Source organism: Ilumatobacteraceae bacterium (assembly GCA_033344875.1).
Taxonomy (GTDB): domain Bacteria; phylum Actinomycetota; class Acidimicrobiia; order Acidimicrobiales; family Ilumatobacteraceae; genus Ilumatobacter.
The window spans coordinates 223,082-236,950 of the sequence record JAWPMO010000001.1 but is presented as its reverse complement, the minus strand read 5'-3'; the positions used below and the strand labels follow the sequence as shown (position 1 = coordinate 236,950).

Genomic DNA, 13,869 nt, shown 5'->3' with positions numbered 1-13,869 from the left:
GGGTCAATCTCCACGCTACGTGAAATTCGGTGTCGTCGAGGTCAGATCGGGCCGGTCTGTCTGCCGGCCGAACGACCGGTACAGTCGTCCGCTTCATGAGCGAACGACCAGCCCGCGCCGTCCCCGCCGATTTCGTCTGGGGAGCCGCCACCGCGGCGTACCAGATCGAAGGGGCCGTCCACGACGACGGCCGAGGTCGCTCGGTGTGGGACGAGTTCTCGCACACCGAGGGCAAGGTCGCCAACGGCCACACCGGCGACATCGCCTGCGACCACTACCACCGGGTCGAATCCGACGTGAAGCTGATGTCCGAGCTGGGGCTGCAGACCTACCGGTTCTCGATCGCATGGCCGCGCGTGATCCCCGACGGTCGAACCACGCCGAACCGTGCCGGCCTCGACTGGTACCACCGTCTGGTCGACCTGCTGCTCGAACACGGCATCACGCCGTGCCCGACGCTGTTCCACTGGGATCTGCCGAGCGGTCTCGAAGAGATCGGCGGGTTCCGCAGTCGTGACACGGTGAGCTGGTTCGCCGACTACGCGGCCCTGATGGTCCAGGAGTTCGGCGATCGGGTGACGATGTGGTCGACGTTCAACGAACCGTGGTGTTACGCCTACCTCGGGCACGCCGCCGGCGTCCACGCACCGGGACTCCACGATCCACGGGCCGCGGTCACGGTGGCCCACCACCAGCTCCTCGCCCACGGCCTCGCCGTCCAGGCGATGCGGGCCGAACGCAACGGGCTCGCCCTCGGCATCGTGATCAACCCGTCGAACATCGTCGCGGAGGGGTCGCCGGTCGCGAACGAGGACGAGATGCGGATGATCGACGGGATCCACAACCGCTGGTGGTTCGACGCGACACTGACCGGCGCGTACCCGGCAGACGTGATCGACCGCTACGGCCCGCTCGCTGCTGCGATCCAACCGGGCGACGAGGCGATGATCGCCCAGCCACTCGACTGGATGGGCATCAACTACTACTTCGACATCCTCGTGCAACAGGCCGACGACCGGACGACCGAGTGGGCGCAGTACCCCACGGTCACCGGCACGAAGGAGTCACCGACCCGAGCGATTCACACCGACATGGGATGGCCGATCACCCCGGACGGGTTCACCGAACTCCTCGTGCGGCTCGATCGCGAGTATCCGAACCTGCCACCGCTGTACATCACCGAGAACGGGGCCGCATACGACGATCCGTTGGTCGACGGCCGGTGCCACGACGTCCGACGGATCGACTACCTCGACCTGCACTTGAGGTCGATACTCGACGCCATCGAGGCCGGCGTCGACATCCGCGGGTACTACCAGTGGTCGCTCCTCGACAACTTCGAATGGGCACTGGGTTACGACAAGCGGTTCGGCATCGTGCACGTCGACTTCGACACGCTCGAGCGCACCCCGCGCGACAGCGCCTACTGGTACCGCGACGTGATCCGAGAGCACGCAATCCCGGAGTTCTCCGACTGAGCACAACTCGACCGACCCGGATCCACCGGGCCGGACCGAGATCAGTGGACGCCGAGCAGGTCGACGACGAAGATCAGCGTCTCGTTGGGAGCGATGACGCCCCCGGCTCCCTGTGCGCCATAGCCGAGGTCCGGCGGGATGTGCAGCGTACGGCGCCCGCCGACCTTCATGCCGGCGACGCCCTGGTCCCATCCCTTGATCACCTGACCGGCACCGAGCCCGAACCGGAACGGTTCCATGCGGTCCCACGAGGCGTCGAACTGTTGGCCGGTCGACCACGACACACCGACGTAGTGGACGGTCACGTCTTGGCCGGCTGCGGCTTCGTCGCCCTCGCCGACGACATCGTCGGTGATCACGAGTTCGCTCGGGGGCGCGGTGTCGGGCACGGTCACGTCAGGCTTGCGCATGGCGGCCACCGTACCGTCGACGGCTGGGATCGACTCAGCCGATCGCGGCAGCCAGACCCTCGGGGTCGGCGACGCTCACCCACAGCGCAGAGTGCCGCTTGAACCCGATGACCTTGGGGACCGGGTCGACGAACTCGATGCAGAGCCCGCGGCGATGATTGGTGCCGAACGTGATGCCGTCGTCGGCGAAGCTGAGCCGGAGACCGACCGCCGTGTACCAGCGGTGCGGACCGGTCACGTCGGTGTGATGCACGTTGTCGAGTGTGGTCGTGATCCCCACCCGTCCGAACGTCGCCCGGAACGATCCGTCGTCGCCGACGTACACACCGTCGTCGTCGCCGAGCCCGAGCACCGCGAACATCGGAGCCCACCGACGATCGAGGTCGTACGGGAAGAACTGTTCGGTCACATCGTCTCGATGATCGCCCGGAGCTCCGGCCACGCCGCTGCGAATCCGGCGTGCATCGGCCGCCGCTCGACCTCGTCGGGCGTGTCCCACGCGACCGCATCGGTCTCGAAGTTGATCGACGCACCGAACTCGCCCGGCACCTCGACCACGAACGTCGTGTACGACCAGTCGGTCGCCGGTGCGAAGACCGTGCTCCCGACGACCGAGTAGTCGGCCGGGATCTCGCCGACCTCCTCGGAGGCCTCCCGGAGCGCGCCTTCGAGCGGCGTCTCGCCCTCGTCGAGCGCTCCCCCGGCGCACGACCAGGTACCGCCCTCGTGCGCGAACGCCGACCGCTTCTGGAGCATCACCCTGGGGCCGTCGGGGAACCGCACCACGAACACCACGCCGGCGGCACCGAAGACGCCCCACCGGACGTGGCCGTCGGAGCACTGCATGAATCCGTCACCGGTTCGTCGCACGTCAGAACTCCCACAGCTGTCGGGCCGCCACGATCGTGGGCATGCCGATCTCGCCCGTCGACGCCGGCTCGGGTCGGTACGCGCCGCCGACGAGCGCACTCAACGTCGCACCCACGCTGTACGTCAACGCCGACAGGTCGTACCCACCCTCCAGCACGACGAGCACCCGGCGGGCGGCGACCAGCGGCTGGAGCCGACGGGCGAAATCGGCGTAGTCGGCGGAGGTCAGCCCGATCCCGGCGAGCGGGTCGGCCCGGTGGCCGTCGTAGCCGGCCGAGATGATCAACCAGTCGGGGGCGAACTGTTCGATACGGGGCACGATCACGTCGTCGAACGCGGCCCGGTACGTGTCGCCGGCCGTGCCCGCCGGGAACGGCAGATTCAGGTTCGCGCCGAGGCCGGCGCCGTCGCCCGTCTCCCGCAGCATGCCGGTACCGGGGTACAGCGGGGACTCGTGCGTCGAGACGTACAGCACGTTCGGGTCGTCATAGAAGATGTCCTGCGTGCCGTTGCCGTGGTGAACGTCCCAGTCGACGATCGCAACCTTCTCGCCCTGGGCCGCGAGACGGGCGGCGCCGACCGCGGCGTGGTTGAACAGGCAGAACCCCATCGCCCGGTCCTTGACCGCATGGTGCCCCGGCGGGCGGCCGGCGGCGAACGCGACGTCGCACTCCCCCGCTCGCAACGCGTCGATGCCGCCGAGCACGGCACCAGCGGTACGCCTCGCCGTGTTCCACGAACCCGAGGTCGCGACGGTGTCGGGGTCGAGGTTGCCACCACCGGCGGCACAGAACTCCTCGATCGCCGACACGTACGACGGCGCGTGCACGGTCACCAGATCGGCGACCGCAGCCAGCTCGGGCAACCGCCATTCGGTGGCATCGTCGAGCCCACCTTCGTGGATACCCGCCAGCGCCGCGTCGAGACGACCGCGATGCTCCGGGTGCCACCCGGGCGTCTCGTGCTCGTCGTGTTCGGCACCGGTGAGGACGATGAGGGGAACGCTCACCCCACCAGCCTGGCACGGCGCGGGCCGATCGCCACACGCGGGAGCGAGGGACAGCGACCAGGGGCTACGGTCGCCCCATGGGGAGACTCGACGATCTCGACCTGTCGGCCACGCTGCGCAAGGACGACTACGAGGCTCGACTCGCCGCCGCGCAGCGTCGGCTGCTCGCGCTCCGGCTCGATCTCGGCGGCCACCTCGAGAACCCGGCGATCGGCCCCGGCGTGCTCGTCGTGTTCGAAGGGTCGGACGCGGCGGGCAAGGGTGGTGCGATCAAGCGGGTCGTCGAACCGCTCGATCCACGGCACTACCGGGTGTCGGCGTTCGCCAAGCCGACCTTCGACGAGAAGCGCAAACACTTCCTCTGGCGCTTCTGGTCCGACGTCCCGGGGCTCGGCGGCTTCGCCCTGTTCGACCGGAGCTGGTACGGCCGCGTGTTGGTCGAGCGCGTCGAGGGCTATGCGACCGTCGACCAGTGGCAGCGCGCCTACGACGAGATCGTGCAGTTCGAGCGCAACCTCGTGCTGGAGGGCTTGATCGTCATCAAGTTCTGGGTGCAGATCAGCCCGGAGGAACAGCTGCGCCGATTCGAGAAGCGTCAACGCGACCCGCTCCGGCGCTGGAAATTGACCGACGAGGACTGGCGCAACCGCGACAAGATCGGCGACTACCACGCCGCGGTCGAGGACATGTTCGAACAGACCGATCACGACCTGGCGCCATGGCATCTCGTCTCCGGCGAACAGAAGCGATGGGCCCGGGTCGAGATCATCGAGACGATCGTCGATCGCATCGAGACGGGGCTCGCCTCGTTCCACCTTCCGGCCGTCGACGACGACGGCTGGGCCTGATCAACCGCACCCCGCCTGATCCGCGCCCGGCGTCCGACGCACGTGTCGGATACTCGAACCGTCGGCTACGAGGGGAGGTCGGCGGGGTCGATGTCGCCGGCGATCTCGTAGATGTTGTCGATTCGATGGCATCCCAATACGGCCGAGTGCTCACGCACCCGATCCTTGCCAGGCGCACCGTAGACGCAGAAGGTTCGAATCACGCCGTCGTCGTCGACCGCGACCTGGGACCGTTCCCACGTGATGTCGGAGAAGGTCTCGTCGATGATCCGTTGCGACAGCACGGCCATCTTGGCGAGTTCGGCTTCGTCCATCGGATCCCACACACGTTCGACCAGGAATTTCGGCACGATCCCGAACCCTTCTCTCACTCGAAGTCGTCGGGCCCGACGACCTGTACGGCGCTGATCTTGTCACACGGCAATCCGGCGGCCGATGCGTGCGCGCGGATGGCGTCTTCACCGGCGGCCTCGTACAGGCAATAGGTCACCAGACCGTCGGTGGTCTCGAGCGCATGCGACTGCTTCCAGACGATGGTGTCGGCGAAGTCCTCCGCGGCGCACCGCTTGGACTTCGACCCGCCGGCGGCGAGCTGTTCCGGTGTGATGTGGCCGAAGTGGCGTTCGATCAAGTAGCTCTGCATGAGATTCTGCTCCTTCTGGTCGGTGTTTCGTGACGAGGTTCAGCATGCGTGCGCGGCCTGGAGTGCCGCTGGAGCCAGACTGGAGCGATGGAGGTTCGACTGCTCGGCGGTATCGAGGTCGACCTCGACGACGAGGCCGGCATTCGCATCGGTGCCGCCAAGGCGCGTTGGCTGCTCGCGTTCCTCGCGTTGCACGTCGGCAGCAGCCGGTCGGTCGACTCGATCATCGACGCGCTGTGGGGCGAGCACCCGCCTCCGTCGGCTCCGAACCTGGTCCAGGGATACATCTCGGACCTGCGCAAGATCGTCGGGCACTCGCGCATCACGACCACCGAGCACGGGTACGCACTCGCCCTCGACGGCAGCGCCGTCGACGCGGTCCGGTTCCGGGAACTCGTTCGACGCGCCCGCGCCGCAGCTGAAGCGGCCGAGCCTCGGCTCGCGCTGACGCTGCTGGCCGAAGCGCTCGCACTCGGTGCCGACCGGCCGTTCGGCGAGGCGGCACCGGACGGGCCGCTCGCGGCAGTGTCGGTGAGGTTGACGGAGCAGTGGGTCGACGCGGCCGAACTGCACGCCGACACGCTCGTCCGCCTCGGCGCTCACCACGAGGCGATCGCCGCACTCGACGAACTGATCGAGCAGTACCCGTACCGCGAGGGGCTGCGGGCGACGCTGGCGATCGCCCTGTACCGCAGCGAGCGGCAGGTCGACGCCCTGCGTAGCCTGGCCGAGTCGCGCCGAGTGTTGGCCGACGAACTCGGGGTGTCGCCGGGCCGGCGTCTGGTCGAGGTCGAACAGCAGATCCTCGACCACGATCCGGCACTCGACGCACCACCGATTGCGCAGGGAGCGTCGCCCTTGTCAGGGGCGATGGTCGGACGGACTGCGGAAGTCGCACGAATCCGGAACCGTCTGGCCCAGACGAAGCACGGCGCCCAACACACGATCTTCGTCGGCGGGGAGCCGGGCATCGGCAAGACCACGTTGGCCGCCGAGGTCGCACGGATCGCGGCCGACGACGACACGGTGGTGCTGGTCGGCCGATGCGACGAGCACGTCGCGGCGCCCTATCGACCGTTCGTCGAGGCGCTGACCGACCATGTCCGGTCGATCGGCGACGACGTCGCGGAAGCACTGCTCGGGCGCCGCCGGGACGTGGTGGCCGAAGTCATTCCGTCGCTGAGGAACGAGCGGGCCGGCCGACCGTCGGACGAACACACGTCGTCCGCCGCGGCGATCACGTTGCTCGAACGCTTCGACACGTTCTGCTGGATCCTGCAGCAGATCCAGGGCAGCCGAAATCTGATCCTGATCCTCGAAGATCTGCAGTGGGCCGACTCGGCGACGCTGCGACTGCTCCACTATCTGGCGGCCGGGCACCGGTTGCCGGGGTCGATGACCATCGGCACGCATCGCACGACGGAAGCTGCTGAGTTGTTCGACGACATCCTCGCCGACCTGCGCACCGAGCCCCAGGTCGAGCGCATGCTGCTGGCCGGGCTTCCGGCGACCGACCTGATGCTCCTGATGCCGTCCGGGCCGCTGAGCAGCGACGACGATACAGCGGGCTGGGTGTATCGAGAGACGGACGGCAACCCGTTCCTGGCGATCGAGATCATCGGCCACATCGCCGAGACCGGGTCGCGTGACGGTGTTCCGGTCGGGGTGACCGAGGTGGTCGAGCGCCGACTCCGTCGCCTGTCACCCGAGACACGACGGTTGCTCGAGTACGCAGCGGTCCTCGGTGAGGCGGCTCCGGTCGGGCTGCTCCGCCGGTTCGCAGGAGTGGTGTCCGACGTGCCGGCCGCACTGGCCGAGGCGACACAGGCCGGCATTCTCGACGAGGTCGACCACGGCGAGCGGCAATACCGGTTCACCCATGCGATCCTCCGCAAGGCGGCAACGGCGTCGATGTCGGTGCTCCATCTCGAAGATCTGCACGTGGCGGCGGCGAGAGCGTGGGCATCGCAGCCGCGGTCGGAGGGCGTGTCGGCAGCGGTGGCGTCCCACTACTTCGCGGCGGCCGATGCGGCCGACCTCGACGATGCCGTCGAAGCGTTCACCGAAGCCGGCGAAGAGAGCGACCGCTCGGGCGCCAAAGTCGAAGCGGTCAAGTGGTACGACCGAGCGCTCAGCCGCCTTCCCGCCGACGACCTGCGGCGAACCCCGCTGCGCTTGAAACGGTTCGTCGCAGCACAGTCCGCATGGCACTGGCTGCACGGCGACTACGCGAGAACCCGCGTCACCGAACCGACCTGATCACGGCCGACGGCGGGACCGGCGGCTCGGGGACCGCTCGGTCAGACCGCCGGCGCGCCGTCGTGCGCAGCGGCCGCCGGCGTCCACCGGTACGCACTCGCCGTACGGTCGCCGACGAGCAGCCACGCCGAGGTGCCGGCGACGAGCAGCTCCATCGCGCCGAGCCCGACCGGGGCGAGATACTCGAGTTCGGCGACGCCGCGACGATCCTCGAACGCGTCGAGCGACTCGAGCAGCGACCATTGTGCGGCGTTGTTGACGTGTTCGAACGGGTCGAGGTCGGTGGCACGGAAGCTCCAGTTGCCGCGTCGGGCATCGGACGGCGGTGGCGGGAGCGAAAGCTTCGACGACACCGTGCGACCGGCCGCTGCCTCGCCGTAGCGGGCGACGAACTCGTCGCCCAGTCGGGCCGGTCGACCGGTCTCGGTGTCGATCTGGACCCAGAGGCTGACCGCTTCGATCGCTCCCCCGGCATCGCCACCGATCGAGGTCCGCCGTTCCGCCCACGACCTGCCGAATCCCGTGCAGTACGTGGTGAGCTCAATGTTCTCGTTGAGGCGACACGGCTCGTCGACCCGGATCATCGTGCGGCGCACCACCCACCCCATCGCATTCGGCAGGCGCGCGGTCAACGCATCGTCGCTGGCGACGTCTTGCAGGTAGCGGGCGATCGCGTCGAAGCGAACCTGTCCACGGGTGTCGACGTCGCCGAGCCGCACCGTCCGCGACGTCGAGAAGCGACGCCCCTGCTCGGTGAGGGGCAGCAGCTCGGTCGCCGGCACGGCGCTCATGTGGCGTCCCCCGAGCGGAGCATCACGAGTGTGTGCTCGCCGTCGTCGTCGACGACCTCGAAGCCCAGCCGCTCGTAGAGACGCACCGCCGGGTTGCGCCGGTCGACGCTCAGGCTGGCGCGCGGTACGGCGTCGAGCAACGACGCAAGGAGCGCCGCCCCCACCCCGCTGCCGCGTCGCGACCCGACGACCGCGATCGACAGCTCGGGCGTGCGCTCGTCGACGAACCCGTAACCGCGCAGCTGACGAACCCAGGCTGCACCCACCGGCTCGCCATCTCGGTCGTGAGCGACGCGTCCGACGTCGCCGGGCTCGGCGCCGAACCCACGGTGATATCGAGCGAGGTCCTCCACCTCGTCGACGATCGATCGGTCGAGCGGCGTGGCGCCCGGCGGGACGAAGAGCGCCTCGTAGAGCATCTCGGTGACGAAGGCCTGGTCGCCGGCCGTCGCCGGACGCACCTCGACGCCGGATCCGTAGGTCGAGGCCCACACCGCGTACAGCGGATCGCCCGATCGCGACGGGTTGCGGAGCTGCACGGTGGCCGGGGCGAACCATCCGACCGCACCGAAGTAGGCCGCGACGATCGAACACCGTTGCCGATCGTCGGCGGCGAGCCATGCCCGAATCGCCTTGTTCGGGAAGCAGCGGTTCGAGAACGTCACCACGAAGGGCGCCCCGCGACGCAGCACCCGCGCCACCTCATCGAACACCTCGACGGGTCTCACCAGATAGTCGATCGACACGCAACAGGTGACGGCGTCGAACGACGCGTCGTCGAACGGCAGATGCGGATCGACGTTCAGGTCGTGCACGAGGGTGTCGGTCGCCGCCGGGTTCGCCGCGAGCTCGTTCGCGTTCATGCCGAGGGCGACGAGCCGGTCGGGCGTCGATGGAAAGTGCGACACCCACGACGAGCAGAGATCGAGGACGTCGCCGGTGAGAACGAGCTCGCGGTACAGCTCGGAAACGGCGGCGATCGCGCCGTCGTCGATGTGGGTGACGAACCGGTCGGGCTCGTAGAAGACCGAATCGGGAGCGTCGTCGGCCCGATCGAAGAATCCGGGCGGGAAGTCGGTCATGACAGGACCGTATCGCCGTCGCTCACGGCCGAACGGCCGAGGTGCGTCAGTCGGACCACGCGGCGACCAGCGCACGCACCCCGGCGCGCAACCGCTCGGCGAACTCGTCGTCGAGCGCCGGATCACCGATGTCGAGCCAGGTGCAGATGCCTTCGTGGAGGTGGTCGACCACGACTGCTGCGCTCCACCGCCGGTATCGGGGGTCGGCGATGTACCGCACGATGATCGCGTCGGCGTACTCGCCCGCGACCAGACGGAACATCTCGGCCTCGGCAGCGAAGGCCGGCTCGTGCCGAGCGTGACGCCACAGGAGCCGGAACGCATCGGGCTGTTCGCGCGCCACTCGGAGCAGCCGGGCGGCGATCTCGGTGGTCCGGTCGTCGTCGAACTCGACACGCAACCGCTCGGTCACCGAGTTCAGCACGGCCCGGTACAGCGCCTCCTTGCCGTCGAAGTTGCGGTAGACGATCAGCCGCGTGACGCCGGCCTGCGCCGCCACGGACTCGACCGAGGTGCCGTCGTAACCGCGTTCGAGGAACGCCGACGCGGCGGCTCCGATCAGTTGGGCACGACGCTCGGCACGCGGCAGCCGCACCGCCCCCGGCGAGCTGCCGGGTGCCCCGTGCGCTGGATTCGTCGACGTCCGCATTGACCTCTATGTATACACCAGTGTTTACTTGTTGTCGATGAGCAACGGAATCAGCACCATGCGACTCGACGACCGTCGGGCGATCGTCACCGGCGGAGCGAGCGGGATCGGCAAGGCGACGGCGATCGCGATGGCCGAACTCGGCGCCGATGTCGTCGTCACCGACATCGACGAGGCCGGCGGCGCAGCGGTCGCCGAGCAGGTCGGTGGATCGTTCGCGATGCTCGACGTGGGCGATCCGACCGCCTGGGCCCGGGTCGTCGCCACCGCCGGCCCGTTCGACATCGCCTTCCTCAACGCCGGGATCTCGACCAACCAGGGTCTCCCTCCGACCGAAGGCCTCTCGATCGCGTCGCTCACCGACGAGGCGTACCGACGGATCATGTCGATCAACGTCGACGGCGTTGTCTTCGGCACCCGAGCCGTGCTGCCGGGCATGGTCGAACGCGGCACCGGTGACATCGTGGCCACCGCTTCGGTCGCCGGCCTCGTCCCGGTCGGCATGGACCCGGTGTACGCGCTCACCAAGCATGCCGTCGTCGGCTTCGTCCGGTCGGTCGCCGCCTCGCTCGACGGGCCCGACACACCCGACGTCTGCATCAGCGCGATCTGCCCGGGGTTCACCGACACCAACATCATCGGCGAGCACGCCCGCGAGATGATCGGAGCGATCGGACTCGAGATCATGCCGACCGAACGCATCGCCGACGTCGTCACCCGATCGCTCGACGAGCGGATCTCCGGCGCCCAGTGGGTCGTCTGGCCCGGGGTCGAACCCGACACCTACGAATGGAACCCTGCGATCGCTCCCCCGGAAGGCACCTGACATGAGCACCACCCTGTGGAACCCCTTCGACCCGGCGTTCCGGGCCGACCCGTACCCCTACTACGACCGGCTGCGCACGGAGGCTCCCGCCTACCTGGCGCCGGGCGGACAGACCGTGCTCACCCGCTACGCCGACGTGTTCGCCACGCTGCGGAGCAACGAGGTCAGCCGCGACGTCGAGGCGAACGCCATCGTCGCGCCGACCGACGAGGTCGGGATCCGCCGTCGCGAACGGCGCCGCGGTGGCGCCAAGTCGATCCTCAACCTCGACCCACCCGACCACACCCGGTTGCGCCGGCTCGTCTCCAAGGCGTTCACGCCCCGCCAGATCGAACTGCTCCGACCCGGCATCGAGCACATGGTCGACGAAGCGCTCGACGCCGCCGCCGACCGAGGCACGATCGAGTTGATCGACGACCTCGCCTTCCCCGTGCCGTTCCAGGTGATCTCCGAACTGCTCGACATGCCGACCGATCGTGCCGACGAACTCCGCGACTGGAGCCAGGCGCTCACCGCCAGTCTGGAGCCGGCGGCGACCCTCGCCGACCTCGACGCCGCCGAAGCCGCCGTGCTCGCGCTCGTCCCGTACCTGATCGAGGTGATCGAGGCCCGACGTGCAGCCCCCGGCGACGATCTCCTCTCGGCGCTGCTCGCGGTCGAAGACGATGGCGACACCCTCAGCTTCGAGGAGCTGATCTCGTTCGTCGTGCTGCTGTACGTGGCCGGCCACGAGACCACCGTCAACCTGATCGGCAACGGCATGCTGGCGCTCCTCCGCCATCCCGACCAACTCGACCGATGGCGGACCGACACCACGCTCGACGCCAACGCCGTCGATGAACTCCTCCGCTACGACGGTCCGGTGCAGCACACGGTCCGCGTGGCGATGCAGCCGATGTCGTTCGCCGATGCGGCCGGCGGCAGCGTCGTGGTCGAACCCGGGCACACGATCCTCACCGTGCTCGGCGCCGCGAACCACGACCCGGCGATGTTCGACGATCCGCACACGCTTCGGCTCGACCGACCGAACGCCGGGCGACACACCGCGTTCGCGGCGGGCATCCACTACTGCCTCGGCGCCTCGCTCGCGAAGCTCGAAGCGACGGTCGCGATCACTCGCCTGATCCGCCGATTCGAGCAGATCGAGCTCGCCGACGAACCGCACTGGCGCGATCGGATCACCATCCGAGGCGTCGACCGGATGCCCCTGACCGTCCGCTGACGGAGGATCACCCGCCGGCGGGCAGCGCGAGCGACGACAAGCCGCTGCCGTCACGCGTGGAGACCAACAGCGTCGTGACCGAGCCGGCGACGACGTCGACCGTCGCGTCGAGGATCGACGGACCGTCACAGCCGCCCCTCGGCGACCAGGCGTGCAGCGAGACCTGCGCCGACCCCGACGCGACCTCCAGCTCGACGCGCTCCGCCGTCCCGAGGACGGCGGGCGCGGCACCGGTCGCCTCGATCCGTTGGGTTCGACAGGTGTCGGAACCGTCGCCGACGAAGAAGGAATCGGCGCCGACCGACGCCAGCAACTCGTCGCGGAAGGCCTGCAGGTTGGCGGCCACGACGATCACGATGCCGTGCCCCTCGGCCGGCGGGGCGGGCGCGAGGTCGGCGCCGACTTCGTGGATGGCCGATGTCCGCTCGCTCGCCGGATCGGCACCGTTGGTGAACACCGACGTGACCTGATCGGTGTCGCCGACGTCGGGGAGCACCGCGCGCTCCTCGCCGTCGGGGCCGGCTCCGGCGCTCACGATCACCACGGACGAACCGACGGGCGCCGCGAAGTACCCCGATGCAGCGCCGAACCCGACGTTCTCGGCCAGGAGGACCGGGCCGTGCTCGAAGGTACGGCGGCCCCACACGTCGATGGCGGTCGGGCCGGCGTCGCCGCCGACCGGCTCGGCGAAGAGGTTGACGACCCGGTGCGCACCCTCGAACGCCGACGGGTCGGGTGGCGGCAGTTCGGTCGGGCCCGCCTGCGACCCGTCCGCGCTCTGCTCCCCCGTCGAACCCCGCGCTCCGGACTCGACCTGCCCACGGGCGACCTCGAGCACCGGGGGTGGATCGCCGCCACCGTCGGACCCACCGCAGGCAGCCGCGCCCAGCGTCAGGGTTGCTGCAACAACTGCACGAGGGAACTGGTGTCCCACCGACGTCCTCCCCGCTCGACCACGTGTTGGTAGAACTGGTCCACCAGCGCGGTCACCGGGAGCCGGGCACCCAGCCGGTCGGCCTCGGCGAGGCAGATCGCCAGGTCCTTGCGCATCCATTCCACCGCGAAACCGTGCTCGAACTCTCCCGCGGCCATCGACTCGGCTCGGTTCTCCATCTGCCAGCTCGCCGCCGCCCCCTTGCCGATGGTGGCGACCACCTCGGAGATGTCGAGGCCGGCCTTCTGGGCGAACGCCACCCCTTCGGCGAGTCCCTGGACCAGCCCGGCGATGCAGATCTGGTTGACCATCTTGGTGGTCTGGCCGGCGCCGGCATCGCCCAATCGGCGGCATTCGCGCGCGTAGGCCATGATGATCTCGCGAGCGGCGCCGAACACCTCGGTCACATCCGACCCGCACATCACCGTGAGCTGACCGTTCTCGGCACCGGCCTGTCCGCCGCTGATCGGCGCATCGACGAAGCCGAGACCACGCTCGGCGCACGCCGCTGCGAGTTCCCTGGCGACGTCGGCGGACGCCGTCGTGTGATCGACCAGCACCGCGCCTTCGGCCATCGCCGGCACCGCCCCCGAAGCGCCGAGGGCCACGGTACGGACGTCGTCGTCGTTGCCGACGCACATCATCACGAACTCCGCACCCTCGGCGGCCTCGGCCGGCGTCGGCGACGCCTGGTGTCCGTGCTCACCGACCCAGGCCAATGCCTTGGAGGCGGTTCGGTTGTAAACGGTGACCTCGTGACCGGCCCGTGCGAGGTGTCCGGCCATCGGCCCACCCATCACGCCCAACCCGAGAAATGCGACTCGTGCCATGGTCCGATTCTCGCAGAT

At 69.1% G+C, this 13,869-nt stretch carries 16 protein-coding genes; 5 read left to right on the top strand and 11 right to left on the bottom strand.

The features are described from left to right. Positions 1-95 precede the first annotated feature (95 nt). Entirely contained in the window at positions 96-1,478 is a 1,383-nt protein-coding gene (locus R8G01_01140; protein MDW3212574.1) for a GH1 family beta-glucosidase, read from the top strand. A gap of 41 nt (positions 1,479-1,519) precedes the next feature. On the opposite strand, the gene R8G01_01135 is transcribed toward R8G01_01140, so the two are convergent. The 4 genes from R8G01_01135 to R8G01_01120 are packed head-to-tail and all read right to left on the bottom strand — an operon-like array spanning position 1,520 to position 3,767. After that, complete coding sequence (locus R8G01_01135) at positions 1,520-1,888, bottom strand: FKBP-type peptidyl-prolyl cis-trans isomerase (protein ID MDW3212573.1); 369 nt, start codon at positions 1,886-1,888, stop codon at positions 1,520-1,522. Positions 1,889-1,922: 34 nt separating this feature from the next. Then, complete coding sequence (locus R8G01_01130; GenBank protein ID MDW3212572.1) at positions 1,923-2,297, bottom strand: hypothetical protein; 375 nt, start codon at positions 2,295-2,297, stop codon at positions 1,923-1,925. Beyond that, positions 2,294-2,758, bottom strand: a complete 465-nt coding sequence (locus R8G01_01125) for an NUDIX hydrolase (GenBank protein ID MDW3212571.1) — start codon at positions 2,756-2,758, stop codon at positions 2,294-2,296. Before R8G01_01125 ends, R8G01_01130 begins: the two co-directional genes overlap by 4 nt. A gap of 1 nt (position 2,759) precedes the next feature. Next, the gene (locus R8G01_01120; protein ID MDW3212570.1) at positions 2,760-3,767 is read right to left on the bottom strand and encodes a histone deacetylase; all 1,008 of its coding nucleotides are present in this window, start codon (positions 3,765-3,767) and stop codon (positions 2,760-2,762) included. A gap of 77 nt (positions 3,768-3,844) precedes the next feature. On the opposite strand from R8G01_01120, the gene R8G01_01115 reads away from it, so the two are divergent. Beyond that, positions 3,845-4,615 (top strand): UDP-galactose-lipid carrier transferase, encoded by a 771-nt coding sequence (locus R8G01_01115; GenBank protein MDW3212569.1) that lies wholly within the window; start codon positions 3,845-3,847, stop codon positions 4,613-4,615. Between the two features lie 65 nt (positions 4,616-4,680). Here R8G01_01115 and R8G01_01110 read toward each other — a convergent pair whose 3' ends face one another. Further along, complete coding sequence (locus tag R8G01_01110; GenBank protein ID MDW3212568.1) at positions 4,681-4,965, bottom strand: DUF4242 domain-containing protein; 285 nt, start codon at positions 4,963-4,965, stop codon at positions 4,681-4,683. A gap of 17 nt (positions 4,966-4,982) precedes the next feature. Then, positions 4,983-5,258, bottom strand: a complete 276-nt coding sequence (locus tag R8G01_01105; protein ID MDW3212567.1) for a DUF4242 domain-containing protein — start codon at positions 5,256-5,258, stop codon at positions 4,983-4,985. A gap of 87 nt (positions 5,259-5,345) precedes the next feature. Between R8G01_01105 and R8G01_01100 the strand changes: the two genes are divergently transcribed. Continuing rightward, complete coding sequence (locus R8G01_01100) at positions 5,346-7,517, top strand: BTAD domain-containing putative transcriptional regulator (GenBank protein ID MDW3212566.1); 2,172 nt, start codon at positions 5,346-5,348, stop codon at positions 7,515-7,517. Between the two features lie 41 nt (positions 7,518-7,558). On the opposite strand, the gene R8G01_01095 is transcribed toward R8G01_01100, so the two are convergent. From R8G01_01095 to R8G01_01085, 3 genes are read right to left on the bottom strand one after another with little or no spacing between them, the layout of a single operon-like run. Then, on the bottom strand, positions 7,559-8,308 hold the full coding sequence (locus tag R8G01_01095; protein ID MDW3212565.1) for a thioesterase: 750 nt from the start codon (positions 8,306-8,308) through the stop codon (positions 7,559-7,561). Further along, positions 8,305-9,390 (bottom strand): GNAT family N-acetyltransferase, encoded by a 1,086-nt coding sequence (locus R8G01_01090; protein ID MDW3212564.1) that lies wholly within the window; start codon positions 9,388-9,390, stop codon positions 8,305-8,307. The genes R8G01_01095 and R8G01_01090 overlap by 4 nt, the downstream gene beginning before the upstream one ends. 46 nt (positions 9,391-9,436) lie before the next feature. Beyond that, positions 9,437-10,039, bottom strand: a complete 603-nt coding sequence (locus tag R8G01_01085) for a TetR/AcrR family transcriptional regulator (protein MDW3212563.1) — start codon at positions 10,037-10,039, stop codon at positions 9,437-9,439. A gap of 37 nt (positions 10,040-10,076) precedes the next feature. Here R8G01_01085 and R8G01_01080 point away from each other — a divergent pair, with 37 nt between their 5' ends. Then, positions 10,077-10,865, top strand: coding sequence for an SDR family oxidoreductase (locus tag R8G01_01080; protein MDW3212562.1), 789 nt, complete (start codon positions 10,077-10,079; stop codon positions 10,863-10,865). A gap of 1 nt (position 10,866) precedes the next feature. Beyond that, on the top strand, positions 10,867-12,087 hold the full coding sequence (locus R8G01_01075; protein MDW3212561.1) for a cytochrome P450: 1,221 nt from the start codon (positions 10,867-10,869) through the stop codon (positions 12,085-12,087). Between the two features lie 7 nt (positions 12,088-12,094). Here the strand turns inward: R8G01_01075 and R8G01_01070 are convergent, their stop codons facing one another. Together R8G01_01070 and R8G01_01065 are read right to left on the bottom strand one after the other, a co-directional pair. Next, on the bottom strand, positions 12,095-13,021 hold the full coding sequence (locus tag R8G01_01070) for a hypothetical protein (GenBank protein ID MDW3212560.1): 927 nt from the start codon (positions 13,019-13,021) through the stop codon (positions 12,095-12,097). After that, the gene (locus R8G01_01065; protein ID MDW3212559.1) at positions 12,979-13,851 is read right to left on the bottom strand and encodes an NAD(P)-dependent oxidoreductase; all 873 of its coding nucleotides are present in this window, start codon (positions 13,849-13,851) and stop codon (positions 12,979-12,981) included. The genes R8G01_01070 and R8G01_01065 overlap by 43 nt, the downstream gene beginning before the upstream one ends. Positions 13,852-13,869: the final 18 nt, after the last annotated feature.

Excerpts from the sequence above, each read along its gene's own strand:
- R8G01_01140 (MDW3212574.1), top strand. The coding sequence starts at position 96 with ATGAGCGAACGACCAGCCCGCGCCGTCCCCGCCGATTTCGTCTGGGGA.
- R8G01_01135 (MDW3212573.1), bottom strand. The coding sequence starts at position 1,888 with ATGCGCAAGCCTGACGTGACCGTGCCCGACACCGCGCCCCCGAGCGAA.
- R8G01_01115 (MDW3212569.1), top strand. The coding sequence starts at position 3,845 with ATGGGGAGACTCGACGATCTCGACCTGTCGGCCACGCTGCGCAAGGAC.
- R8G01_01105 (MDW3212567.1), bottom strand. The coding sequence starts at position 5,258 with ATGCAGAGCTACTTGATCGAACGCCACTTCGGCCACATCACACCGGAA.
- R8G01_01100 (MDW3212566.1), top strand. The coding sequence starts at position 5,346 with ATGGAGGTTCGACTGCTCGGCGGTATCGAGGTCGACCTCGACGACGAG.
- R8G01_01095 (MDW3212565.1), bottom strand. The coding sequence starts at position 8,308 with ATGAGCGCCGTGCCGGCGACCGAGCTGCTGCCCCTCACCGAGCAGGGG.
- R8G01_01090 (MDW3212564.1), bottom strand. The coding sequence starts at position 9,390 with ATGACCGACTTCCCGCCCGGATTCTTCGATCGGGCCGACGACGCTCCC.
- R8G01_01085 (MDW3212563.1), bottom strand. The coding sequence starts at position 10,039 with ATGCGGACGTCGACGAATCCAGCGCACGGGGCACCCGGCAGCTCGCCG.
- R8G01_01080 (MDW3212562.1), top strand. The coding sequence starts at position 10,077 with ATGAGCAACGGAATCAGCACCATGCGACTCGACGACCGTCGGGCGATC.
- R8G01_01075 (MDW3212561.1), top strand. The coding sequence starts at position 10,867 with ATGAGCACCACCCTGTGGAACCCCTTCGACCCGGCGTTCCGGGCCGAC.
- R8G01_01065 (MDW3212559.1), bottom strand. The coding sequence starts at position 13,851 with ATGGCACGAGTCGCATTTCTCGGGTTGGGCGTGATGGGTGGGCCGATG.